Below are 24,297 nucleotides of genomic sequence, written 5' to 3'. Positions count from 1 at the left end.
TGTCCCAGATCGAGTTTGTCCGAATTTGGACAGCGAGGATCGTGTTCAACCTGTTCGGGTTACCGCCTTTCAACGGATCCCTTTCTGCGTCTCGTTCAAAGATTGGAGCGTTGAAAAGGGCTCCGCATGGGCTTTTACCATTTCGCTCATTAGAATATCCGCGCCAGTCATGAGGGGGACCAGGGTTTCCGCAAATGTGTATGTTTTGATGCCGTAAAGCCACTTCAGGTAAAGAAGGGCAGCTGACGTGCCGGAGACGCAGCCAACGATGTTCATCCGGGATACGACAAGCTCTATCGGATATATGTGTGGCAGGTTAGCTTCCATGATCCTGGTGTTGGCGTCGGCCGTCACATTGCCAACTGCATCCAGCAATTCGGGGAAGAAGGGCTTGCTTATTCTGGGATGTTCCTTCCAGACAACGTCGTATCCCCTCTCGACGATCTGCTCCGCAATTCGTCTATAGATCGCCGCCTCTTGCGCGTACGACATTATGCGGTTTCGCGACAATGCCTGGCCGAGCAGCAGGATCCGTGGGTTGGCTGACGCACGGCAATGTTCATCGCCGCCGGAAAGCGCATCCCTGCAGGCTTCATCTATTACGTCGCGCATCAGCGAAGCGCCGACCTGAAATCTTGGTACGTTCTCCAGTGCATCGTGAATGGGGATTTCGTGAAGCAAAGAATAAAACTTCGTCACCCGTCTCAGATGGTGTCTTTCTATCCTGTCGGCCGCTTTCCTCAATCGGAACGCCGGTGAAATTGTAGAGAGTCCTGCAATCAAGACCGCGGTGATGCGTCGTCGAAACCTTGTGCCCGGCGGCCGTGACATGGTTGCCATCTCGAATGGAAGGTATGACGTCAAGCCATCCTCATACAAAACGATCTTGGCTTCTGGGTATGAGTCCAGCAGTATTTTTTCCGACGGCCGGTTAACGAAGCAGGCCCAGATTTCAGCTACGGAACTCGCGTCGAGACCGATTGTGTCTCGGATCAGGCGATGGATCCGGAAAATTTGCAGTTGCCCATATTTACGCTCGGACGTCAGAAGGTCGTACGCCCATATGATCCGTCTCCAGGTCCATACTTTAGACGCAAGTTCAGCAAGACCGGTCTTGAAATGCTCGGAAACGCCGGCCGTTTCATAAAGCAGGAGATAGTCCTCATGCTCCTGATCCGCCGGGGAGCTTCCATCCATTGTTGATTGGCGAAGTGAGGCAACCAGGCTGAGCAATTGCCAGCTGCCAAAGACGCAGCATATTCGAGCTGGCAATTTAAGATCTCCAGATCGGATGGAAATAACGCTGCATGTTCCGCGATCTCAACCGCAAAATTGCTTCATATCCGACAGGCCGTGTGGCTCGGGGCGTCCAACCGCTTCGTAATACTGCCTATCGCGTCGGTAGGAAATATCTTTCAGATGGCGGGTCTAACGTCCAAGACAGGCTGGAGTTCCGCACAATAGGCAGGCGAATTCACTTCAACTGAGCGGCAGAGACCTGTCGAGATCCGGCAATAGAACCCGGTGCGGCAGACCGCTCATGCGGTCGTCTTGCTGCTTCGGGTCCCTCTCGGCACCAAGAGCACGAATTCTCCCGGTTTTCGGGAAGGTCGTTGCCCGGGAAAGCGGGTTTCGCTTCCCCCAGTCAAAAGTAAGCTCCAGCCATGAACCGGAGCTAGATGATGACAGAGGCAGAAACCAGAATGTTTCACACACTTGATGTGCCAGCCGGTCCGGTGTGGCGGCCTGCAATCCCGGCCGACCTGACAAGGCAGGGCATGTGTGGGCGCATCTGCGCATCATGCCCGATACAAAGCCCGCACTGCTCCTCGAACGCCCTTGAGGCCGACGCTTCGGCGCAACGTCCCCGGTGAGCAGGCTAGAGCAATTCTAGGAAAAGTGTGAAGCGGTTTTCCGGCCAAAATTGCCTCAAAACAAAGAGTTAGAGCAGCTCGCCGTTTCCGTGAAACGGTGAACTGCTCTAAGGGCGGTGCCGGAAAAATGCGCCGCCCCGTCGGAGGGGTTGTCCGCGATCAGACGGCGAGCCAGGCCCGTGTGAAATCCTGCTCATAGGCCTGATGCATCTGGTAGCCCATCAAGGCAGGTTTCATATGGCAGAACAGCTTTCGCCAGTAAGGCTGAACGATGATGCCGGAATCCTGCAGCATGACCTGCAGTTCCTTCATTACCGCACGGCGCTGCTCCGGATCGGCGATGGAATTGGCCTTGTGGACCTTGGCATCGAAGTCTGGATCGGCGAACCCCGTCTCGTTCCATGCCGAACCGGTCTGATAGGCAAGCGCATAGGTCTGGATGCCGAGCGGTCGGGCGTTCCAATTGGTCGTCGCGAAGGGATACTTCGTCCAGTCGTTCCAGAACGCCGATTCCGGGATGACGGTGCGTTTCACCTTGAAGCCGGCGTCGCGCATCTGCTGGGCGACGGCATCGGAGCTTTCCTTGCGGTAGTCGGCTTCGACCGAGATCAGATCGAACTCGAAATCGAGCTGGCCGGCTTCCTCGAGCAATGCCCTGGCCCGGGCCGGATCACGTTTGATCGGCGGCAGGTCGGCGTGTTCGGGATGCATCGGTCCGACATGATCGTTCTGCGCGACGATGCCCATGCCGTCGGCGCCCAGTTGCAGCACCGCTTCGTTATCGACCGCAAGCTGTATGGCGTTGCGCACGCGCTTGTCGTCATAGGGTTTGGCGTTGACGTTGCAGCGCGAGACCAGGGTGGCGGCAGTGACGATCTCGCTTTTCTTCAGGCCCAACCTGTCGAGCATGGCGACGTCATAGGACTGCGTCTGTCCGTTCAGGTCAATCTCACCGGATTCGAAGGCGGAGACGGTGGCGGCCGAGTCGGTGCCGTAGTCGGTCCAGTCGATGCCGTCGAGGAACACCTCGCCGCCCCACCACGACCCGTCCGGCCGCTTGCGCACCGAGGCAGCAACGCCGACATCGAGTTTTTTAAGCTCGAATGGACCCGTGGAAACGGGGTTGGCCGACAGTGGCGCTGCCTTCGGATTGAACGTGCGGTGGACGATCAATGCCGGGTAGTCGGTCATCGCAGGAATGATGGTGATGTCGGGCTGCGACAGTTTCAGGACCACGGTGTGGTCGTCGCGAACTTCGATGGCACCAGTGCGCGCCGCCTTGGTGTCGGGATCGATCAGGGCGGTCATGCGCCCCGCCATCGAGTTGCCGGCGGCATCCTTCTCACACCAGCGCGTGATGTTGAAGGCGACATCCGTGGCGGTGAAATCGTCGCCGTTCGACCACTTCACCCCTGGGCGCACCTTGAGCACATATTCCGTGGCGTCCGCATTGATCTCCCAGCTCTGCAGCAGCACCGGCTCGAAGGTGAAATCCGGCTTCCAGCGCACCAGCGGTTCGAGAAACTGCATGGCGATGTTGCCCATCTGCGAAACCTTGAACTTGCGCGGGTCTTCCAGCTCCATCACCTGCATGGCAACACGCAGCACGCCGCCCTTTCTGGGTTGGGCGGCTTCCTCGGCCCGCGCCGGGACCGGTTGACCGATGAGCCCATAGGCAATCGCCGTGCTGGCGCCGAAGGCGCTGGCCAACGCCAGGAACTCGCGGCGGCCAAGCGCGCCGCTCTTCGCGCCTTTCGCAAATGTGCCGATCGCCGGATGAAGAGGTCTGGATGTCATATCGGTTCTCCCATTGTTGATTTTACGCCCAAATTCGGTGGAATGCCCTTGCCGCGTCGTTGCTGGGCGCTGTTTTCTACAAGACCCAGCCGATGGCGGCGGGGCCGCGACGGCGAGGGGAAGGCAAGATGAATCTTCTGACGGCGATGCGGGTGTTCGATCGGGTCTGCCTGCTGGGCAGCCTGTCGGCGGCGGCGCGCGATCTCAACATGTCGACGACGGCCGTCAGCCGCACCATCAAGGAACTGGAAGACGACCTCGGCGTCCGGCTCATCAATCGCACCACAAGGCGCCTCAGCCTCACAGAGGCGGGCCGCGACTATGCTCCGCGTGCCCGCATCCTGCTCGACGACATTTCCGAACTGCAGGATTCGACGCGCGGCCTGCACAAGGAGACGCGCGGCCTGATCCGGGTTTCCTGCTCCAATGTTCTGGGCCACACGCGCATAACCAAGCTGGTGCCGAAATTCCTCGAAGAGAACCCGCTCACCACGATCGAGTTCGACCTCACCGCGCGTTATGTCGTCGGCATTGTCGAGGAAGGCTACGATGTCGCCATCCGCTTCGGCGGTCAGGCCGATTCCGCCTTGATTGCCCGCCGGCTTGGGGAAGTTCGCAACTATGTCTGCGCCACGCCCGATTATTGGGACACAAACGGCCGCCCGGTCCACCCGGATGAGCTGGCAAGCCATTCCTGCGTGCTGAGCAATTTCGCCAAGCGGCTTGGCACATGGCCTTTCATCGGACCAGACGGCCCTTTCGATGCGGCTGTCGGCGGGCGCATCTCGACCAACAGCGTCGAGGCCGCCTACCAGATGACCACCGCCGGTTTCGGCATCGGCAATCTGCCCAGCCTGCTGGTCGATGCTGCGATCAGCGACGGCCGGCTGGAAGTGCAGCTGGATGAGTTTCGCCCCGGCTCCAGCCCGATCTACGCACTCTATCCGCACCGCACCTATATTGCGGCCAAGGTGCGCGCGTTCGTCGATTTCCTGATCCGCGAACTGTCGGCCGACTTCACCGCCTGAAATGCTGCCCGATTGCCGGCCAACGCCGTCAGGGGCCTGGCGCGAACGCCAGGCCCCTGCTGCCCCCGTCGCCCGACGCGGCAGCGTCATTTCCACCAGGCGGTGGTGTCGTACATCGGTCCCGGCTCCTCGAAGAGCTTTTCGTATTTGCACAATGCCGGCGTCTTGCCGAGCGGCACCGAAACACCGTCCCTGAACGCCCATTCGCCACGTTGCGTCGTATCCGCCCGCACATAGCTGGACAGTGCAAAGGCGCGGTCGTGCTGTGACCTATTGGGCGAGGAGCCGTGCACGGTGAGCAGCCCCCATAAAGCAAGATCGCCCGGCTCCAGCACCAGCGGAACGATGGTCGCCGGGTCGATGCCGACCTTGCGCAACTCTTCTTCGGCGGTCAGACCCTTCATCAGCTCGCCGGTTCCCTCGTCCGACAGGCCGAGATAGCCGAGCTTGTGGCTGCCGGGCACGACCTGAAGGCAGCCATTGTCCAGCGTCGCCCGATCGACCGCGAGGCCTGTTGTCACGGTGGCGTCGGCGACATTGTCGAAGGCGGCCTGGTTACGAAAGCGCAGATCCTGGTGGAAGCGATAACCCGTGACATTGGCGCCAGGCGGCTTCCAGTGCAGCTGTTGGGCGATCTGTTTTATGTCGCGACCGATCAGACCCTCGAGCAGCTTCAGATAGTCGGGATTGCGGCGGAACTGCTCGAAATAGGAATTCATCCAGGAAAACCAGTAAGCCTGCAGCACATAGCGTTGGCCAAAGTCCGATTCAGGCAGGATCTGGAAATTCAGGTTGCCGTGCCGGAAGGTGGCGTGATGCTTGAGGCCTTCGGCATAGACCGCATCGGTTTCCTTCTTCAGCCGGATCATCTCGTCGCCGTCGACGAATTGTCGAACGACCGCATATCCTTCCTCGCGGTACTGCTCCACCGCTTCGCGTGCCTGCCTGTCCGTCAGCATATCCGTGACAACCCCCGTCTGTGATCTGTGTCGATCGTAACAAACGGGTTGCCGGCGATAAGCCGTGGATTTTGGCATCGACTTTCCCGATTATCGGGAAATTGAGCGGGGCCTCAAAGGTGCATTGGCCGCAACCGGCTGATCAGATACGTGCTGCGCCGTTAGGCCCTAAAAATAGGTTCGCGGCGCGACAAGGTTCTTCTGCTGGCGAACATAAAAACAATAGAAGCCGAACGCCGCGGCAAACCACATGAAGGCCTCACCCATGGCCAGCCGGTTGTTGGAATTGGTAAGGATGCTGAGGGCGAAGAAAACCAGTGTGGAGATGTAGCAGGACCATGCGGCCGGAGCGACAAGCTTGGCTCGCATGGCCAGCAGAACCTGCCTGGCCGACCAGGTGTAGAGAAAGGCAAAGAACGCCAGTCCGACCAGACCATAGCGCACGGCAATTTCCAGATAACCATTGTGGAAGACGTTTAAGATCATGGGATGATAGGTTCTGTTCTCCCACTCGGTCAGCCAGCTGGAACTGGCTCCGAAGATCGGGTGGCGTTTCCAGATATCGATCGCATCCGCCCACAGCATCAGCCTTTCCTTGGCTGCAAGCGGAACCGCATCGCTCGCGATGGCGCGGTCGAATGCGGGAAGGACGCCATGCCTGAACACATCCGGAACCAGGGTTTTGACGAAGGTCATGGTGTCGCCGGCGGTGGACGAGAAGATGTTGTGTGTTGCGACAATGCCGGCCGCCACGATCGCCAGCACGCCACCCGAAACCAACAGTTCGCGGCGATGGCCTCTCGCCAGGGTCATGACCGTCAACAGGAGCAGCGCAAGCGCAAGCGCAAGCCACACGCCCTTTGACCGCATCTCGATGATATTGACGACGGCAAGCAGCAGGACGGCTGTCGACAGCGCCCAATAAAGGTTCTTGGTTGCTTTCCCGAGGTCCGTTCTCTGGGCCGTGTAAGCCATGAATTGCAGCGTGCAGAGGAAGATGAAACCGGCCGCCACCGACGCGTGGATGGGATTGTTGAAAAGCCACGGGGCCGGTTGGATATCCTGAAACATGTTCGAACAGGCGGTGTCCGCCGCCAGGAAGACAAGACTGAGGATCATGAACCAGAGGACCAGCCGTGCGGGCTGCCTGACAAACAGCAGAAAGGCGAATCCGGTCGTCGCATAGAACAGCGGAAACATGTAAATGCCTTCGGCGCCACCCAACTGGTGGGTGCCGAAATAGACGATCGCCAGTCGTATGAAGACATAGAGCGACCAGCCCAGACACAGGAAGCCGACCCAACCGATCAGTGGTTTGCTGTAGGTCCACAGATCCACCCTGAACCAGCGGATGACCGCGACCAGGGCCAGCGCCAGGCCCGCATAGCGGTAGGTGTCTGCCTCACGCCACACCGCGGAAACCATGGCCAGAATGGCGAGTGCCGCAAGCAACAGAAGCAAGGTGTGGCGCGGCGCGTTGTCCTTGGCATAGTCCAGGGTATCTCGCGGCAAAGGGGGCCGCAGCAGGACGTGATGCAGGCGGCGCAGCTCGTCACCGGCCCGCAACACCCCGGCACGTAGCCGGCTCGGCCCCCCCAACCTTGCGGATTTGTAGCTTCCCGATGGACCGGCTATGCCGGAGATCTCGCTGCTGGCGGCGAAGCCAAGCACGTTTTGGCGGGCGGAATAGACCTTCAGGCCGGTATCCCAAAAGCGTTCGAGCGCGACGTCCCATGGCATTTTCATGACGGCGAGCGCCGACAACAGACCCTGCGCGCCCTCCCGCGTCACCAGATAGGCGGCGGCCGAGCCTTGCGGGCCATGCAGCGCACGACCGATCTCGTCGCCTTCCGCCGTCTCGACGGCGCGCATGAAGAAGCTGATGCGATGGTTGATCAGTTTGATGACGTCGAAATCCGGCACCGCCGCGATGATGGCCTCGATGCGCCGCATGGTGTCTTCGCTGAAGAGGACGTCGTCCTCGACGATCAGGCCATGGGCGCTGCCACCGGCCACGAACATTTCCAGCGCCTGGATATGGCTGCGGTAACAGGCATATTCGCCGGAAAGGATGTCGCGCCCGCTCAGCTTGCGTGCGGCTGGCAGATCGATCTCCGTCCAGGCCTCTTTGGCAAGCGCACGGCCGTCGACGGCGGCAATGCGCTGCAAGGTCAGGCCTGCCGCTTCGGCGCTGGCGAGCAATTCGCTCCAGCGCTGGGTCTCGCGATCGAGGTTGATGGCGAAGATAGGAAGGTTCATTGAAGTTCCATGTTGAGCCGCCACCCACCCGGCCGACCTATGTATGGAAAGAAGGAGATGTTCAAGGCGACACTGTCCAGATCATGTGCAAGACCTGAATTTGCCGCGATGGCTTTGGCTCATCTGAATTTATGACACAATCGAACTGTTAGCCGATCGGCTTCATGGAAGATCGCAAAGGTACTCTCGGTCCTAAGTGTCCGGAACGGACCTGAGCGGGATGGCTGGGGCGCCAGGATTCGAACCTGGGAATGTCGGTACCAAAAACCGATGCCTTACCACTTGGCGACGCCCCAATTGCCGTCAGAGTCGCTTGTGCGGCGCGTTATTAGCAGAGCAGCCAAAAAGCACAATGCCCCATGAATGGTGGTGAGAACGCCTGTTTGGGCAGCAAAAGCAACGCCGCCAGACGGCACGAGCTGGCTATTCGGACCACACCGCCATCTCGTTGCCGGCCGGATCGGCAAAGTGGAAACGGCGGCCGCCAGGGAACGCGAAGATCGGTTTGACGACCGTGCCGCCGGCGTTTTCGACAGCCTCGAGGGTCGCCTCCAGATCCCTGCTGTACAGCACCGGCAGCGGCTTCGATGGCGCTTCGGCGGCGTCGGCCTGAAAACCCCCGTCCAGGCCTTCGGCAAAGGCCGAATAGGTCGGCCCATAGTCAGTGAACGACCAGGCAAAGGCGGAACTGTAGAAGGCCTTCAGCCGGTCCAGCGTCCCGCCCGTAGCCGGCATTTCCAGATAGTCGAGTTTTCCGGACAGTTTCATAGCCACCTCTTTGTTCACTATATGTTCTACTCCAGAATCCCCTGAATAGCAAGTCTTTTTGCCGCATCCTGAGGCACGGCTTTGCTTAATCGATTGTAGTGGCCGGACGGCTTTACCGACGCCTTGCCTTTCGCACTGCAGCATCATATCGCTCCAAGGACGGACCGGCGGAACTTTCCGTTTCGCCAATCTTTCCAATCTCCTGCAACCGGAGAGCGATGCATGACCAAATGGGTTTTCACCTTTGGCGATGGTGCGGCGGAGGGCCGTGCCAGCGACAAGAATCTCCTGGGCGGCAAAGGCGCCAACCTGGCCGAGATGTGCAGCCTGGGGCTGCCGGTGCCGCCGGGCTTCACCATCACCACGGAGGTCTGCAACGCCTACTACGCCAACGGCCGTATTTATCCGGCCGGGTTGGAAGCCGATGTCGCGGTCGCGCTCGATCACATCGGCCGGCTGACCGGTCGTCGGTTCGGCGACCCGTCGAAACTGCTGCTGGTGTCGGTGCGTTCCGGCGCTCGCGCCTCGATGCCCGGCATGATGGACACCGTCCTCAATCTCGGCCTGAACGACGAGACGGTCGAGGCGCTGGCCGCCGATTCCGGCGATGCGCGCTTTGCCTATGACAGCTACCGCCGCTTCATCCAGATGTATTCCGATGTCGTCATGGGTCTCGACCACGAAGTGTTCGAGGAAATCCTGGAGGACCAGAAGGGCGGGCTCGGGCACGAGCTCGACACCGAGCTGACGGCGCTCGAATGGCAGGGCGTCATCGCGCTCTACAAGGCCAAAGTCGAGGAAGAGCTTGGCAGGCCGTTTCCGCAGGATCCGCATGAGCAGCTCTGGGGCGCGATATCAGCCGTGTTCTCGAGCTGGATGAACAACCGCGCCATCACCTATCGCCGCCTGCACGATATTCCCGAAAGCTGGGGCACGGCGGTCAACGTCCAGGCCATGGTGTTCGGCAATATGGGCGAAACCTCGGCCACCGGCGTTGCCTTCACGCGCAACCCGTCGACCGGCGAAAAGATGCTCTATGGCGAGTTCCTGGTGAACGCGCAGGGCGAGGACGTCGTTGCCGGCATCCGCACGCCGCAGAACATCACCGAAGCGGCGCGTATCGCAGCAGGCTCGGACAAGCCGTCGCTGCAGAAGCTGATGCCTGACGCGTTCCAGTCCTTCGTCACCATCTCCGATAGTCTGGAGAAGCACTACCGCGACATGCAGGATCTCGAATTCACCATCGAGCGCGGCAAATTGTGGATGCTGCAGACCCGCTCCGGCAAGCGCACCGCAAAGGCGGCGCTGAAAATTGCCGTCGAGATGGCGCGCGACAGGCTGATCACGAAAGAGGAAGCCGTTGCCCGTATCGACCCGGCCTCGCTCGACCAGTTGTTGCATCCCACCATCGACCCCAAGGCCGCGCGCGACGTCATCGGCATCGGACTGCCGGCCTCGCCCGGTGCCGCTACCGGCGAGATCGTCTTTTCCTCAGCTGACGCCGAGGACTTGAAGACACAAGGGCGCAAGGCGATCCTGGTGCGCATCGAAACCAGTCCCGAAGACATCCACGGCATGCATGCGGCGGAAGGCATCCTGACCACGCGCGGCGGCATGACCAGCCACGCCGCGGTGGTGGCGCGCGGCATGGGCAAGCCTTGCGTCTCGGGTGCCGGCTCGCTGCGCGTCGACTACAGGGCCGGCACGCTGCTCTCGATGGGGCAGACCTTCCGCAAAGGCGACATCATCACCATCGATGGCGGCAACGGCCAGGTGCTGAAGGGCGCGGTTGCCATGCTGCAGCCTGAACTGTCAGGCGATTTTGCCGCCATCATGGAATGGGCGGACGCGGTGCGGCGCATGAAGGTGCGCACCAATGCCGAAACACCGCTCGATGCGCGCATGGCGCGCTCCTTCGGCGCCGAAGGCATCGGGCTTTGCCGCACGGAGCACATGTTCTTCGACGGCGACCGCATCGTCGCCATGCGCGAGATGATCCTGGCCGACACCGAAAAGGACCGGCGCGCCGCACTCGCCAAGCTTCTGCCCATGCAGCGCTCGGATTTCCTCGAACTGTTCGAGATCATGGCCGGCCTGCCGGTGACGATCCGACTGCTCGATCCGCCGCTGCACGAATTCCTCCCCAAGACCGAGGCTGAAATCGCCGAGGTCGCCGCCGCCATGAACGTGTCGCCCGACAAGCTCAGGCAGCGCACCGAGGCACTGCACGAGTTCAACCCGATGCTCGGCCATCGCGGCTGCCGCCTGGCCGTCTCCTACCCCGAGATCGCCGAGATGCAGGCGCGGGCCATTTTCGAGGCGGCCGTGGAGGCCGGCAGGAAGGCCGGCGCCCTGGTGGTCCCCGAGATCATGGTGCCGCTCGTCGGCCTGGTGAAGGAACTCGACTACGTCAAGGCGCGCATCGATGCGGTTGCCAAGAGCGTCATGGAGGAAACCGGCGTCAAGATCGACTATCTCACCGGCACGATGATCGAGCTTCCCCGCGCGGCGATCCGCGCGCATGTCATTGCAGAATCAGCCGAATTCTTCTCCTTCGGCACCAACGACCTGACCCAGACGACCTTCGGCATTTCGCGCGACGATGCGGCCTCGTTCCTGGAAACCTACCGCCAGAAGGGCATTATCGATCAGGACCCGTTCGTCTCGCTCGACATCGAGGGCGTCGGCGAACTGGTGCGCATGGCCGCGCAAAAGGGCAAGGCGACGCGGCCCGACATCAAGCTCGGCATTTGCGGCGAACATGGCGGCGATCCGGCCTCGATCCGCTTTTGCGAAGAGGTCGGCCTCGACTACGTGTCCTGTTCGCCCTATCGCGTGCCGATCGCCAGGCTGGCGGCAGCGCAGGCAGCGGTGCTGGTTGCGAAGGCAGGCCGCGGATAGGATCCATCCAGCTTACCGTTTTGTAAGACAATTCACGCGAACGTGCTGGCGGCGTCGCGTAATCTCGACATTGTTCCTGCCCAATTTGCGGCCATCCGCAAATTGCTCCCGGAAACAGATGCTGCAGATCTCTCCCGCGCCGCTCCGCTCGATCCTGGTCATTCAAACCAAGTTCATAGGAGATCTCGTCCTCGCCTCGGCGCTCGCCAAGAACCTGCGGCTCGAATTCCCCGGCGCCAGCATCGTCTTTCTGTGCGAGACCCGCTTCGAGAGCTTCGTAATCGCCCATGGTATCGCTTCCGAGGTGGTCGCATTCAGGCGCGACCGCATGCGCGGCACCCCCTTGGAGCGAGGGAAGGAGCTCTATACCATGGTGCGGGCGTTGCGCCGCTTCCGCTTCGACCTGACCATCGACCTGACCGATTCGAAGACGTCGCGCATCCTCACCGGGCTCGTCCACGCAAAGACCCGTGTCGGATACAATCCTTCCGAAAGACCCTTGCGTATGCTGGAGCGGCAGCCCGCCAACGTCCTTGCCAAGCCCTACGGCTTTGATGGCCAGCATTTCCTGTACCGCTACCTCTCGCCGCTCGAAGCGCTCGGCATTGAACTTCGCACGGTGATTCCGAACCTTCAGCCGCTGCCATTGGAGACGGCGAAAGCATTGGCGCTGCTGGATGAGCACCATCTGCGGCCAAATGCCTTCATCGCCGTGCATGCGGGTGCAAGCTTCGAGGGGCGACGTTGGCAGCCGGAGCGGTTTGCAGCAGCGATCGTCGAGATTGCCGGCGAGACCGGCCTGGACGTCGTGCTGGTGGGCGGCCCGGACGAGCGCGAGATCGCCGAACGCATCGTCGCCAGGACCGCGCCGCCGGTCGTCAATCTCGTCGGTGACCTGTCGCTTGGAAGCCTGCTGGCGGTGCTGAAACAGGCCCGGCTGTTTCTCGGCAATGAGAGCGGCCCGATGCACATGGCGGCAGCCACTGGGACCCCGGTTGTCGGGCTGTTCGGTCTGACGGAGCCGTCGCGCTGGGGTCCCGTCGGCGTGCCCAGCATCTCGCTCCAGCCGCCGATGCCTTGCGCCTGCATGGCCGAGGACCTTTGCCGCGCGCCGGATCCCAGCAAGGCATGCTGCGTCTGGGGCCTGGAAGTCAAGCCTGTGGTCGACGCGGTGCGCGAGGTTCTTTCGCGCACCGAAATGCAGCTGGAACGCGTCATCTGAGATCATGGGTCGCATGCACGACTCTCGACGCGGTAGAAGACACGTTCGCCGCAGGAACGGTCACATTGTCGCGTGGAGCGCTTTTCTGCTATGCATCATCCTGATTTCCGCCTTCATGCGGGTCTTTGGGATGCCTGCTTGAAATGACGGGTCAGGAAATCGGTTTGATGCGCCTGCTGCAAAAAAATCTCTGGATGATCGCCATGTCGTTGGCGATGGCATCCGCCGGCCATGCCGCGCCGCTCGTCGAGCCGACGCTGCACATCAGGCCGCAGGCGAGCGGCGCCGGCCGTGTGGCACTCACGCTCGATGCCTGCGGCGGACAGACCGACAGCCGGATCCTTTCGGCGCTGGTGGACAACAAGATCCCCGCCACCATTTTCGTGACCGGCATCTGGCTGAAGCGGAACGCCGCCGCCGTCGAGATCATGCGGGCGCATCCCGATCTGTTCGAACTGGAAAATCACGGCGGTCACCACATCCCGGCGGTCGACACGCCGCGGAAAATCTACGGCATCCGCAGCGCCGGCAGCCCGGATGCGGTGCTGGCCGAGGTCGAATCGGGGGCCGCCGCTCTTGCCGGGACCGGCGAGCCGGCGCCGAAATGGTTTCGTGGCGCAACCGCCGAATACAGCCCGTCGGCAATCGCCATGATCCGCAAGCTTGGCTTCAAGGTCGCGGGATTCTCGATAAACGGCGACGGCGGCTCCTTGCTCGGCGCCAAGGAAACCGCGCGGCGCATCGCGGCGGCCAAGGACGGCGACGTCATTATCTCGCACATCAACCAGCCGACCCATGCGGCAGGCGAAGGCGTGGTGCAGGGGCTGCTGGCGCTCAAGGCCAAGGGCTTGACCTTTGTGCGGCTCGACGATGCCGAGGGCATCGGCAATAACGGCACCACGGAGTGAGTGGCCAGCCGAGCGTATCCCGATGCCTTCGGCGTTGGCTCAGTCCGGTTTGGCTTCGATCGTGACCTTGCTGGCGTAGAATGCGCCGTGGTTGCCGATTTCAGCCATCTCGTCGAAAGGCCGTTCATAGGCCCACATGGCGTTCTGGCCGGTCTCGCCGGCAGGCAGCACGCTCCAATAGCTTGCATCGCCCTTGTAGGGGCAATGGGTCGAGTGGTCGGTGCGGCCAAGCTTGCCGAAATCGATGTCGGCGAACGGAATGTAGAAGGCCGCCGGATAGGGAGCTTCGGTCAGCACCTTGGCCTTTGCTGTTGAAGCGATGACCACGTCTCCGGCGCGCACGGTAACGGTGCCGGCATAGGGCTCGATGGTGATGATTTTGTCCGGGTTGCGTTGGAAACCGGGTGCGGGGTTGGCGATCTGATCCATGCGGCGGCTCTCCTTGCGTCGACTTTGAGATGTGTCGCGCAAACGCATTGTTCAAGGCCTGCCGTCGCCATGCAACACGCAAACACCTGCCCAGGCCGGCACTGCCGGATCGCGCCTCCGAATATCCTTGATACTTGTCGTCAGCTGTCAGGCAGCGGCCTTGAACACGTCCATGAGACCGGCATAGGCGGCAGCGATACCGGCGACCGGGTTGCTGCTTCTCGATACGGTCTCGACCTTCAGGGAACCACCGCCGGTCGGCAAGGTGAGCAGCAGGAATTGGCGGTTTCCGCCATCGCCGACTGACGCGGCTGCGACGTGCTGGTCCTCGCCCTGGTTCTGGACGCACATCTTGAACAGCAACGTGCCGCCGACCGCTTCCAGCGCGCCGCCGACAACTTCAACAAATTCATCTTCGGAAACAGTCTTTGTGTCCGGCACCAGATCGGCCAGACTTTCGGCAAGCGTACTCTCGAGAGCCTTGTCGTCGAGCTGCGCGTCCATGCGAACCTCTTTCAGTCGCCAATCGCACCCCTTTGCCCGTTAACGAAGCTTAACGCCGACGATGGCCGGATTGTGGCGGTTGTTCCCAATGCAGTGCTCGGCCGTATTGGCGGCTGGACAATCCGTCGGTTCGCTCCACAATGGGACAAAAAGCACAACGCAAAAGCGTGAGGGAGGACCGAATGCTGGGACTGATGCAGGAATGGCCGCTGCTTTGCCATAAGCTCATCGACAATGCCGAGCGGCAGCATGGCATGCGCGAGATCGTGTCACGCTCGATCGAAGGGCCGATCGTGCGCACCACCTACGCCGACATCCATCGTCGCGCCCTGAAGGTCGCCCAGCGGCTGGAGCGCGACGGCTATGGGTTGGGCGACCGCATCGCGACGCTGGCCTGGAACACCGCCCGCCACATCGAGGCCTGGTACGGCATCATGGGCATCGGCGCCATCTACCACACGCTCAATCCGCGGCTGTTTCCCGAGCAGATCGTCTGGATCATGAACCATGCCGAGGACAAGGCAGTCTTCGTCGACCTGACTTTCGTGCCGCTGCTCGAGAAGATCGCCGGCGCCGTCAAGTCGCTGAAACAGGTGATCGTGCTGACCGACAAGGCACACATGCCGCAGACGACGTTGCCCAATGTGGTCGCCTATGAAGAGTGGCTTGAGGAGGCGGATGGCGACTTCGCCTGGAAGACCTTCGACGAAAGCACCGCCGCAGGCATGTGTTACACCTCCGGGACCACGGGCGATCCCAAGGGCGTCGTCTACAGCCACCGTTCGAACGTGCTGCACGCCATGATCGCCGCCATGCCCGACGCCATGGGGTTGTCGTCGCGCGACACGATCCTGCCTGTCGTGCCGATGTTTCACGCCAATGCCTGGGGCCTTGGCCAGAGCGGGCCGATGATCGGCGCCAAGCTGGTCATGCCCGGCTGCAAGATGGACGGCGCCTCGATCTATGAACTGCTCGAAATCGAGAAGGTGACCTTCAGTGCGGCCGTGCCGACCGTCTGGATGATGCTGCTGCAGCATCTGGAGGAGACCGGCAAGAAGCTTCCCTATCTCAATAAGGTCGTCATCGGCGGCTCGTCCTGCCCGCGCGCGATCATGACGAAGTTTCAGCAGAACTACGATGTCCAGGTCATCCATGCCTGGGGCATGACCGAAATGTCGCCGCTCGGCACGCTGTGCACCCTGAAGCCGGACTATGCTGGTCTTGAGGGCGAAGCCCGGCTCGATGTCCAGCAGAAACAGGGCTATCCGCCGTTCGGGGTCGAAATGAAGGTGACCGACGACAACAACAATGCGCAACCCTGGGACGGCAAGACATTTGGCCGCCTGAAAGTGCGTGGGCCGGCCGTTGCCCGTGCCTATTATGGCGGCGCCGGCGTGGAGCAGTTCGACGGGGATGGCTGGTTCGATACCGGCGACGTCGCCCACATCGACGCGGGCGGCTATATGCAGATCACCGATCGCGCCAAGGACGTCATCAAGTCCGGCGGCGAATGGATTTCGACCATCGACCTCGAGAACCTGGCTGTCGGCCATCCCGATGTCGCCGAGGCGGCAGCCATCGGCGTCCACCATTCGAAATGGGGCGAACGGCCGCTGCTGGTCGTCGTCCGCAAACCGGGCAAGGAACCGAGCAAGGCTGATATTCTCGACTTCATGGACGGCAAGGTGGCCAAATGGTGGATGCCGGACGATGTCGCCTTCGTCGGTGAAATTCCGCACACCGCCACCGGCAAGATCCAGAAGATCACCTTGCGCCAGCAGTTCAAGGATTATCGCCTGCCGACGGATTGACGCGATGTCGCATGTTTCGGCTTCATGGCATCGCAAAAAGGTTCTAAGTCTCCGTTCGGGTTGGGGTGGTGCGGCAATCGATGGCAAGTATTCCTGAACGGCAGACGTCGAGGGCGGCCGGATGGTCGCGGCGCACGGCCGCTTTTTCGTTGGTGCTGCTGCTGACGGTCTTTGTCGGCCATCGCTTCGATCTCGTCGAAACACCTGTCTTTCTGTGGGTGCTCGGCATTGTCGCGCTGCTGGCGGCGATGGCGCTGTTGTTTGCCGGGTTTGCCTTTTCGCGGCTCTGGAATTTCGGCGACCGCGGCGGTCGCGACCTGACGGTCGGCGCGCTGCTGGCGCTGCTGGTGCTCGCACCCTACGGCGTCGCCGCCTACTGGGCGACGATCTATCCGCCGCTCAGGGATATTTCGACAGATTTCGACGAACCGCCGGCGCTGGACGTGAGCGACCGCACGAAGGATATGAACGTGCTTGCGCCGTCGACGCCTGGGGAACAGCGGCTGCAGACCGATAGCTATCCGCTGGTCAGCGCACGCAGCTACGACCTGCCGTTCGAGACTGTCGTCAATGCCGTCGAAACCGTACTCGACCGGCGCGACTGGGATCTATCGGAACCCTATCCTGATCTCGCCGGGCAAAGCGAGGTGACCATCACCGCCGTCGCCAAGGGCTTCGTGATCGGCCTTCCCGCCGATGTGGCGATCCGCGTGACGGACGATGGCGATACGGTCATCGTCGACATGCGGTCGGCGTCCCGCTACGGTCGCTACGACCTTGGCGACAATGCCGCGCGCATTGTCGATTTCCTTGCCGAGCTCGACCAGGAAGTCGCCGGTCAGGTTGGCGCCGCGCCGGCCGAGTGAGGCACGGGCACTTGGCAGTGGGCTGCGTTGCCTATCCGGCCGGCGTGAAAATGCCGTCGATGGCCGGTGCGGCATCGGTCACAACCAGACCGCGCGCCGTCAGATCCTCGAGATGGGCAAGCACCGACAATCCGGCGGCGCCATGCAGCCGCGGATCGGTATCCCTGTAGATCGCCCTGACCATGTCGGGAATCGTCCGGTCGCCTTCTCTGACCCGCTCCAGGACGGCGCGCTCGCGCATCTTGCGGTGCGTCTTCAGCCCGCGCATGAAAGCGCGCGGCGCCGTCACCGGCCCGCCATGTCCGGGCAGCAGCAAGCGGTCCTCGCGTTCGATCAGCCGGTCCAGCGAGGCCATGTAATCGGCCATCGCTCCATCCGGCGGGGCGACGATGGAGGTTGCCCAGGCCATGACATGATCGGCCGAAAACAGGATGCCGGTTCCTTCCAGCGCGAACGCCGCATGATTGGCGGTGTGGCCCGGGGTCAGAACCGTCCTGAGCGACCAGCCGTCGCCATCGACCGCCTCGCCGTCGGAAAGGGCGATGTCGGGAACGAAAGCCATGTCTGCACTGGCGTCGAGCGCATTGGTCTCGCCGATATGCAGGGCTCTTGCCGGCCGGTGCGGCCCCTCGGCCAGCACGATGGCGCCGGTGCGCTCTTTCAGCCGGGCCGCCAGCGGGGAGTGGTCGCGATGCGTATGGCTGACGAAGATATGGCTGACCGGCCGGCCTGCGATCACTTCGAGCAGGGTCCGCAGATGCGCCTCGTCATGCGGCCCCGGATCGATCACCGCCAGCGTATCGCGGCCAATTATGTAGCTGTTGGTGCCGTGAAAGGTGAAAGGGCTTGGATTGCGGGCCGTGATGCGCTGGACATCGGGCGCGACGCTCACCCCCTGGTCATAGAGGGGGTCGAAGCCGGTCTCGAACTTCAGTGCCATGCATCGGTGCCTTGTTTGGGGAAACGGCAAAACCGATTGCCGCATAACACGCAAGCCAATATAGGAGGATGTGAGGCCGCGAACATCTGGTAGCGGCAATCGGATTGGGGAAATACCATGGCAATTGCAACTACGATGCGTCCGCTTGTTTCTCTGGCTCTGCCGCAAAGCGGCGCGGCGCGGCTGGCAACGCAGCTTTTCCTGGCCATCGCCGGAACGCTTGTGCTGACACTGTCGGCCAAGACCAAGGTGATGCTCGGGCCGGTCGACATTTCGATGCAGACGCTGGCCGTGCTGCTGATTGCCGCCGCTTTCGGCATGCGTCTCGGCGTCGCCACCCTGCTGCTCTACATGGCCGAGGGCGCCATGGGCTTCCCCGTCTTCCAGAGCACGCCTGAAAAGGGTCTCGGCATTGCCTACATGCTCGGCTCGACCGGCGGCTATCTCGCCGGCTTCGTGGTCATGGCGGCCATTGTCGGCTGGGCGGCGGATCGCGGCTGGGACCGCCATCCGATCAAGCTTTTCAACGCCATGCTGGTTGGCGAAGTCGTCATGATGGCGATGGGCTTTGCCTGGCTGGCGCTGCTCATCGGTCCGGAAAAGTCGTGGCAGTTCGGCGTCGTGCCGTTCATCGTCGGCGACCTGATCAAGGTGGCTCTCGCGGCAAGCCTGGTGCCGGCCGTCTGGACGCTGCTCAAGCGCGGCTGAAGCCCGAGCAGACCAGCGGCTTGAGCAATCAAGCCTTGGCTGGCGTGGGGTGATTGGCGGATTTCAGCGTGGCGTCTGCCAAGTAATCACACTTAGGTTTCTGGAAACAGCTTCGGAAACAGTGAATCCAATGCGTCGGCCGGAAAGCGTAGCGACACCGGACCTTTGGGTGTTTCCGACGCCAACAGACCGAGCGCGATCACCTCATTGAACACGCGACGCGCCGTGCGTTCGGGCAGTCCGCTAATGCGAGACGCTTCGCCGCGTTCAAATTCGCCGCGCATTAGCGCTTCCTCCAGGAGGCGGGCGGCTTCGGGTTTGAGGCCACTGCGCTCGACGTAGCGACGCAGCCGCTTCGCGAGCGTGTCGAGATCGAACAAGCCGGTCATAAAGTTCACCTGATCGATGCACACCTGCATGAACCATAGCGTAAAGTCGCCGAGTGCGCGCTCGGAGAGGTTGCCCCGTCCGTCGAGATCACCCTGGCGGGGCATATCGGCATGATCCATCATGCGCTTGTAGTCCGTGCGGCTTTTCACGCCGCGCGCTAGACCGCGTGAGATCGACCACAGCCCGTGCGCGGCGATCCCAGCCTCATGGGCCATGGCGTGGCTCATCAAACGGCTGACGCGGCCATTGCCGTCGGGGAACGGGTGAATGTAGTTGAAACGCTTTCTTCCATGTCTGGCCGATCTTGGCTTCTGCTAAATACGTAATTATAAAGATATATTTCGAATTTACCCGGATATTTGGCCGATCTTATGGCCGATGATCGGTACCCTCCGCCGGCCATACGCATCTGATTAGGTTGCCGTCCCGACGACACCAACATATAGCTGCTTCGGAACGCAATATCTCCGCTCTCTAGATCGATCTGTCTCGGCTCCCAGGCGACTTGCCAAGGGGTTGATCGCCGAAGCGGTGCTGGAAATTACATCGCATTATTGGCCCTATCGTTCGGCGTTGGTGCGTTGCAGACGGTATCTTTTCAATCGCATCAAGCAATGCTGTTGATCAAAAGTTCCCGCACTGTTGATCCGAGAAATAGATGCTTGCTGGAGCAGCCGCGCTGTCGTAGCTCTTGGTCGTTGGCAGTCGAATTCTGGTGATGGGGGTGGCCTTTGAGGAAAATTGTCCGGACCTGAGGAATGAAGGACATTGACGTCGTTATCGTGGCCATCGGCCACAGGCAGTTCCGCGCGCTGGGCGTCGACGGCCTGCAGGCTCTTTGCAAGACCCCCGGCGTCATTTACGACATCAAGGGTCTGTTCCCCAGGCATGTCACGGATGGGCGCTTCTGATGAAGGTTCTGGTCACCGGCGCGGCCGGCTTCATAGGGTATCACGTAGCCAAGCGGCTGCTGGAGCGCGGTGACGAGGTCGTCGGCATCGACAACGTCAACGACTACTACGATCCGGAAATCAAGGAGGCGAGGCTGCGGCTTCTGGACGAGGCGAGCCGCAAGACCAATGCCGGCTATCATTTCATCCGCGGCAATCTCGCCGACAAGAGCGTGGTCGACGCCTGCTTTGCCGACCACGCATTCGACCGGGTGATCCATCTCGCCGCCCAGGCCGGGGTTCGCTACAGCCTGGAAAACCCGCATGCCTATGTCGAAAGCAACATCATCGCCTACACCAACATGCTGGAGGCCTGCCGCAACAGCGCCGTTGCGCACCTGACCTATGCCAGCACCTCGAGCGTCTACGGCGCCAACACCGATATGCCGTTTTCCGAGCACAGGCCGGCCGACCACCCGCTCCAGTTCTACGCCGCGACCAAGCGCGCCAACGAGCTGATGGCGCACAGCTACAGCCATCTGTTCGGGCTGCCGACGACCGGGCTTCGCTTCTTCACCGTCTATGGCCCCTGGGGGCGCCCGGACATGGCGCTGTTCCTGTTCACCAAAAACATCCTTGCTGGCGAGCCGATCAAGCTGTTCAACAACGGCAACCACACGCGCGACTTCACCTATGTCGACGACATCGCCGAAGGCGTGATCCGTGCCAGCGACAACCCGGCCACGGGCAATGCCGCCTGGGACTCCAGCCGTCCCGATCCGGCCACAAGCAGCGCCCCCTGGCGCATCTTCAACATAGGCAACAACAACCCGGTTAAGCTGACCGCCTATGTCGAGGCGCTGGAAAACGCGCTTGGCCGCAAAGCCATCGTCGAACTCTTGCCGCTGCAGCCCGGCGATGTGCCCGATACCTTCGCCGACACCTCGGCGCTGGAGCAGGCGGTCGGCTACCGCCCGACAACGACGGTGACCGAGGGCGTCGGGCGGTTCGTCGAGTGGTACAAGGCGTATTTTGCGCGGGCATAGCGTAAGACGCCGGGTTTCATGCTCAGATTTTAAATGGTGTCTCGTTGCCTTCGTCAAGCTCTAGCGGAACAGGCAGATAAGCATTGGCAATTAGCCAATCGCTGACGATCGTTTTGATCAAATCGGACTTGGAAACTTCCATCTCCGCTGCGATTCCAAAAAGTAATTCGTCTGTTCTCGTGCCCAGATCGACACCGGCGACGTTTCTAAGCATCAGGGCGGCCCTACGAAGTACAATTTGAAGGTCGGCGCGGGATATGTCCGCTATCTGGTCGGCGGCGCTCTCAAGCTCTCCTGCAAAGATCAGGCGGCTCATTGAAGGTCACTCCAGCACAGGCGGAGTAGGATCGTACCCGATTGAAACTATCCCCGGATGCCGATGGGCGATGGCGAGTATCTGGGTCTCAAGCTCACAGTTGTAGGCCATGAGCGCCTTCACGGTCTCATGAGGGCTGTCGTAGCGGGCGATCAGCTTCACCGCTTCAGAGTGCAGTTCGGATTTGGCTTCGGTGTCGAAGTGCATTGTGCCCATGGTGCCTACTCCTAACGCGTCGCGCGGCGCTGCGGGGTGAGTGCGTCAAGTCGTTCCTGAAGGTGCCCGTTGAGCACGATCATTTCCTTGAGCGCTTTCATCACATCACCCTTGTGGACTGCAATGAAATCCTCGGCGTGGGCCTGGAGGGCAGCCTCCTGGCGGCTGTTCAGTGTCACAATTCGATCCATGGCATTACTCCATACGCTGCATGGGCGTAGTGAACAAAAAGGGAACATAAATGTCAAGAGTGAATTGACTCGGCGAGGAACTCATTCCTATTTTTGGCTATGCCGGAACAGAGCAGACGACCGCGCCGCCTTGTCCAGACCCTGTGCCGAGCGCATGAGGTTGGTCAGCTAATCCGTGTCCGGTGCATCAACTGCAACATTACACGCCACTATCTCCCCGGGGACCTCGCCAAATTGGTGGGGGACATTCCGTTTTGGGACGTTGACCGGCACATGCGCTGCGAGCGCTGCAAACGCCGCGAGCTTGATGTGGACATTCTGCTGCCAAGCGCATCGGAGGGCATGAAGATACGCGTGAGGCGACTTGTTGAAATCCGCATGGTACGACGCGTGATCTGGAGGGATGAATAACTGGCGCTAACAGCCCAACATTTCAATCACGTGCCGCCGATTTGCTTAGCGCCGCTTACGACGAAAAAACATCACGACCAAGATTGTAAGAAAGATGGCAATCGCAAGGCCCGGTGCAACGTCCGAGAGTATCCGAAGGCCAGCCATCTAGAACAACGAGCCTTGGCTTGGCGGTACTGGTGCCTGCTCGGGAAACTTGATCTGTGTGGCAGGCTTCTCGACAATCACAAGAGCATCATCCGGCGCCGTGCGTTGTAGCCGCTTCGCTTCCGACCATGGCGCTGTCAGCCAAGTCTCTGTTTCCTCTTGCGTCCTCAGGATCACCGGCATAGCTTTTTCATGGATCGGCTTGATGAGGGCATTGGGCGCGGTCGTCATGAAACCGTAAAGCTCGAAATCGCCGGGGCCGTCCTTTACCTTGCGGACCCCATGCCATGGCGTCCAGAGGCCAGCGAAGAAGAATAACGGGCGGTCCTCATTGAGCGCGAACCAATAGTTCCGCTGAATGCCTGTCTCGCGGTCTTTATCGCCGGGAGTTGGGCTGGGCTCTGCGAAGCTTGTTACCGGCACCACGCAACGGTTCTCGACGCCGACATACTGTTGCCAATGGCTGTACTGCGGGTTGCGAATGTTGGTGGTGCCGTAGTCAGCCTTGCCCTTGACGCGCTCGGCCGGCGTCGGCATTCCCCACAGGAGATTGGCTAGCTCACGGCCTTCAGGGGCGTTACGCACCACTGGGCCGGGCTGGTTGGGATAGATGTCAACGGACGGTTCAAGGTTGCCTAGGATGTCCCGCAAAGTCCGGGTCCACTGGCGGACCGCCTCTTGTGACGTGGTGATGTTGTAGAGATTGCACATGCGGTGAATGTGCCTAGCAGCGAACCGATCAGCAAGCCCTAACGGGGATATCCTGTTGCGACTAGCCCCGGTAATAGATCACCGTAGGATCAAACCAGTGTACCCGCACCGACCAAAAGAGAGAAAGAGGGGCTCCAAACCGGAATTTCTCGACTGTTGGGCCACTGACCAGTCCTCCGTCGTTCTCGGTATTTAGCAAAGCGTTTCGCACGCAATCCCGTCACTATCGCGATCCAGCCTGCCGCCCCATGAGCAGTTGCTGAGATACCATTGGGCTTCAGCGCAAGAGCTTATCTGAGAGCATTTACGGCGAGGCTCGCACGAATAGCCTTGTGACTGAGCCTGACGGCCTATGATACCGAGAGGCTGATTGGCCGCGGGCTGCGTATCTTCGGCGTGCTCGGCGCGCCACGTCCATGGGTCTTCGAAGAAGCCTTTCCACAGGCCGAGCTTGGCAGCCTTGGCGACCGCTTGTTGGGATGCATAGCCGCCATGGCTGTATTTGGGCCAGTCGAGGGCCAGCCCATTCTTGACGAGCCAGGCCGCCACGTCGGCTCCGTCCGCCCGGTAGCAATTGCCAACGAAGCGTCCGTATTGATCCCAAGTGACAAACTCGCATCGTAAGGGCTTCGATTTAGCCATGAATTTTTCGAGGGAAGTTTTGGCCTGCCATCCACATGAATACCGAAAGTGCTTCGCATCCTCGCACTGTTGATCATACTCGGGTGCGTCGATGCCGTTGAACCGAACGCGCGTCCCATTGATCTCAATTGTATCGCCATCAACTGCCGATGCGCGGCCTTGAAGCACTTCCCCGTTGGTTTGCTGACTGGGTGCGGCCGGTTCCTCGACCTGCCGTGTAACGCTCTGGGTGAGATTGCTGGCCTCCGGTCTGATCTCAACGGTGGCCTTTGGATTTGGCGAGGTAATGCCCGGTCTCTGGTACGGAACGGGATAATAATACGCGGCCAACGCAATGACTGCGAGCCAGCCTAGCCCTCCTTT

The 24,297-nt window shown here is 61.0% G+C and carries 23 protein-coding genes, 1 tRNA gene and 1 pseudogene; 9 read left to right on the top strand and 16 right to left on the bottom strand.

The window, feature by feature from the left end; genetic code table 11:
- Window positions 1-69: 69 nt before the first annotated feature.
- Together A9K65_RS27450 and A9K65_RS27445 are read right to left on the bottom strand one after the other, a co-directional pair.
- On the bottom strand, window positions 70-1,272 hold the full coding sequence (locus A9K65_RS27450; RefSeq protein WP_245321923.1) for an alpha-2,8-polysialyltransferase family protein: 1,203 nt from the start codon (window positions 1,270-1,272) through the stop codon (window positions 70-72).
- 761 nt (window positions 1,273-2,033) lie between these two features.
- The gene (locus A9K65_RS27445) at window positions 2,034-3,671 is read right to left on the bottom strand and encodes an ABC transporter substrate-binding protein (protein ID WP_064995153.1); all 1,638 of its coding nucleotides are present in this window, start codon (window positions 3,669-3,671) and stop codon (window positions 2,034-2,036) included.
- A 128-nt stretch (window positions 3,672-3,799) separates the two neighbouring features.
- Between A9K65_RS27445 and A9K65_RS27440 the strand changes: the two genes are divergently transcribed.
- Window positions 3,800-4,699 (top strand): LysR family transcriptional regulator, encoded by a 900-nt coding sequence (locus A9K65_RS27440; RefSeq protein WP_013532748.1) that lies wholly within the window; start codon window positions 3,800-3,802, stop codon window positions 4,697-4,699.
- 86 nt (window positions 4,700-4,785) lie between these two features.
- Here A9K65_RS27440 and A9K65_RS27435 read toward each other — a convergent pair whose 3' ends face one another.
- The 4 genes from A9K65_RS27435 to A9K65_RS27420 all read right to left on the bottom strand — a co-directional run bounded on the left by A9K65_RS27435 (window position 4,786) and on the right by A9K65_RS27420 (window position 8,685).
- On the bottom strand, window positions 4,786-5,658 hold the full coding sequence (locus tag A9K65_RS27435; RefSeq protein WP_245321922.1) for a phytanoyl-CoA dioxygenase family protein: 873 nt from the start codon (window positions 5,656-5,658) through the stop codon (window positions 4,786-4,788).
- Window positions 5,659-5,826: 168 nt separating this feature from the next.
- Complete coding sequence (locus A9K65_RS27430) at window positions 5,827-7,917, bottom strand: O-antigen ligase family protein (RefSeq protein WP_064995155.1); 2,091 nt, start codon at window positions 7,915-7,917, stop codon at window positions 5,827-5,829.
- Window positions 7,918-8,138: 221 nt separating this feature from the next.
- Window positions 8,139-8,213, bottom strand: a tRNA-Gln gene (locus A9K65_RS27425).
- A gap of 127 nt (window positions 8,214-8,340) precedes the next feature.
- The gene (locus A9K65_RS27420; protein WP_013532745.1) at window positions 8,341-8,685 is read right to left on the bottom strand and encodes a VOC family protein; all 345 of its coding nucleotides are present in this window, start codon (window positions 8,683-8,685) and stop codon (window positions 8,341-8,343) included.
- Between the two features lie 222 nt (window positions 8,686-8,907).
- Here A9K65_RS27420 and ppdK point away from each other — a divergent pair, with 222 nt between their 5' ends.
- The 3 genes from ppdK (at window position 8,908) to A9K65_RS27405 (ending at window position 13,716) form a co-directional block, all read left to right on the top strand.
- On the top strand, window positions 8,908-11,586 hold the full coding sequence (gene ppdK, locus A9K65_RS27415; RefSeq protein WP_064995156.1) for a pyruvate, phosphate dikinase: 2,679 nt from the start codon (window positions 8,908-8,910) through the stop codon (window positions 11,584-11,586).
- Between the two features lie 118 nt (window positions 11,587-11,704).
- Window positions 11,705-12,808 carry a glycosyltransferase family 9 protein gene (locus tag A9K65_RS27410; RefSeq protein WP_064995157.1) on the top strand — a complete coding sequence of 368 codons (1,104 nt, stop codon included), beginning with the start codon at window positions 11,705-11,707 and terminating at the stop codon, window positions 12,806-12,808.
- A gap of 167 nt (window positions 12,809-12,975) precedes the next feature.
- The gene (locus A9K65_RS27405) at window positions 12,976-13,716 is read left to right on the top strand and encodes a polysaccharide deacetylase family protein (protein ID WP_013532742.1); all 741 of its coding nucleotides are present in this window, start codon (window positions 12,976-12,978) and stop codon (window positions 13,714-13,716) included.
- A gap of 39 nt (window positions 13,717-13,755) precedes the next feature.
- On the opposite strand, the gene A9K65_RS27400 is transcribed toward A9K65_RS27405, so the two are convergent.
- Window positions 13,756-14,145 (bottom strand): DUF427 domain-containing protein, encoded by a 390-nt coding sequence (locus A9K65_RS27400; protein WP_013532741.1) that lies wholly within the window; start codon window positions 14,143-14,145, stop codon window positions 13,756-13,758.
- Between the two features lie 147 nt (window positions 14,146-14,292).
- Window positions 14,293-14,649 (bottom strand): hypothetical protein, encoded by a 357-nt coding sequence (locus A9K65_RS27395; RefSeq protein WP_013532740.1) that lies wholly within the window; start codon window positions 14,647-14,649, stop codon window positions 14,293-14,295.
- Window positions 14,650-14,831: 182 nt separating this feature from the next.
- On the opposite strand from A9K65_RS27395, the gene A9K65_RS27390 reads away from it, so the two are divergent.
- Both A9K65_RS27390 and A9K65_RS27385 read left to right on the top strand, forming a co-directional pair.
- On the top strand, window positions 14,832-16,460 hold the full coding sequence (locus A9K65_RS27390; protein ID WP_064995158.1) for a fatty-acid--CoA ligase: 1,629 nt from the start codon (window positions 14,832-14,834) through the stop codon (window positions 16,458-16,460).
- 80 nt (window positions 16,461-16,540) lie between these two features.
- A complete protein-coding gene (locus A9K65_RS27385) occupies window positions 16,541-17,326 on the top strand; it encodes a DUF1499 domain-containing protein (RefSeq protein ID WP_024503644.1) in 786 nt (261 codons plus the stop codon).
- Window positions 17,327-17,357: 31 nt separating this feature from the next.
- On the opposite strand, the gene A9K65_RS27380 is transcribed toward A9K65_RS27385, so the two are convergent.
- The gene (locus tag A9K65_RS27380) at window positions 17,358-18,266 is read right to left on the bottom strand and encodes an MBL fold metallo-hydrolase (RefSeq protein ID WP_064995159.1); all 909 of its coding nucleotides are present in this window, start codon (window positions 18,264-18,266) and stop codon (window positions 17,358-17,360) included.
- Between the two features lie 117 nt (window positions 18,267-18,383).
- Here A9K65_RS27380 and A9K65_RS27375 point away from each other — a divergent pair, with 117 nt between their 5' ends.
- Complete coding sequence (locus A9K65_RS27375) at window positions 18,384-18,974, top strand: biotin transporter BioY (RefSeq protein WP_027164125.1); 591 nt, start codon at window positions 18,384-18,386, stop codon at window positions 18,972-18,974.
- 92 nt (window positions 18,975-19,066) lie between these two features.
- Here the strand turns inward: A9K65_RS27375 and A9K65_RS27370 are convergent, their stop codons facing one another.
- Both A9K65_RS27370 and A9K65_RS36540 read right to left on the bottom strand, forming a co-directional pair.
- On the bottom strand, window positions 19,067-19,579 hold the full coding sequence (locus tag A9K65_RS27370) for a hypothetical protein (RefSeq protein ID WP_245321920.1): 513 nt from the start codon (window positions 19,577-19,579) through the stop codon (window positions 19,067-19,069).
- Window positions 19,580-19,585: 6 nt separating this feature from the next.
- Window positions 19,586-19,639: pseudogene (locus A9K65_RS36540) on the bottom strand (Fic family protein); the annotation flags it as partial.
- Between the two features lie 483 nt (window positions 19,640-20,122).
- On the opposite strand from A9K65_RS36540, the gene A9K65_RS35355 reads away from it, so the two are divergent.
- Both A9K65_RS35355 and A9K65_RS27365 read left to right on the top strand, forming a co-directional pair.
- The gene (locus tag A9K65_RS35355; RefSeq protein ID WP_198327529.1) at window positions 20,123-20,275 is read left to right on the top strand and encodes a hypothetical protein; all 153 of its coding nucleotides are present in this window, start codon (window positions 20,123-20,125) and stop codon (window positions 20,273-20,275) included.
- Complete coding sequence (locus tag A9K65_RS27365) at window positions 20,275-21,300, top strand: NAD-dependent epimerase (protein ID WP_064995160.1); 1,026 nt, start codon at window positions 20,275-20,277, stop codon at window positions 21,298-21,300. Before A9K65_RS35355 ends, A9K65_RS27365 begins: the two co-directional genes overlap by 1 nt.
- 22 nt (window positions 21,301-21,322) lie before the next feature.
- On the opposite strand, the gene A9K65_RS27360 is transcribed toward A9K65_RS27365, so the two are convergent.
- The 5 genes from A9K65_RS27360 to A9K65_RS27335 all read right to left on the bottom strand — a co-directional run bounded on the left by A9K65_RS27360 (window position 21,323) and on the right by A9K65_RS27335 (window position 24,264).
- The gene (locus tag A9K65_RS27360; RefSeq protein WP_013532734.1) at window positions 21,323-21,616 is read right to left on the bottom strand and encodes a hypothetical protein; all 294 of its coding nucleotides are present in this window, start codon (window positions 21,614-21,616) and stop codon (window positions 21,323-21,325) included.
- Between the two features lie 6 nt (window positions 21,617-21,622).
- A complete protein-coding gene (locus A9K65_RS27355) occupies window positions 21,623-21,832 on the bottom strand; it encodes a hypothetical protein (protein ID WP_064995161.1) in 210 nt (69 codons plus the stop codon).
- A gap of 11 nt (window positions 21,833-21,843) precedes the next feature.
- Complete coding sequence (locus A9K65_RS27350; protein WP_013532732.1) at window positions 21,844-22,023, bottom strand: hypothetical protein; 180 nt, start codon at window positions 22,021-22,023, stop codon at window positions 21,844-21,846.
- A 558-nt stretch (window positions 22,024-22,581) separates the two neighbouring features.
- Complete coding sequence (locus A9K65_RS27340; protein ID WP_013532730.1) at window positions 22,582-23,292, bottom strand: SOS response-associated peptidase; 711 nt, start codon at window positions 23,290-23,292, stop codon at window positions 22,582-22,584.
- A 192-nt stretch (window positions 23,293-23,484) separates the two neighbouring features.
- Entirely contained in the window at window positions 23,485-24,264 is a 780-nt protein-coding gene (locus A9K65_RS27335) for a thermonuclease family protein (protein ID WP_244514276.1), read from the bottom strand.
- Between the last annotated feature and the right edge of the window lie 33 nt (window positions 24,265-24,297).

The sequence above is a fragment of the Mesorhizobium sp. WSM1497 genome (assembly GCF_001672455.2).
GTDB classification, from domain to species: domain Bacteria; phylum Pseudomonadota; class Alphaproteobacteria; order Rhizobiales; family Rhizobiaceae; genus Mesorhizobium; species Mesorhizobium ciceri.
This window is presented reverse-complemented; position numbering and strand designations above follow the sequence as displayed.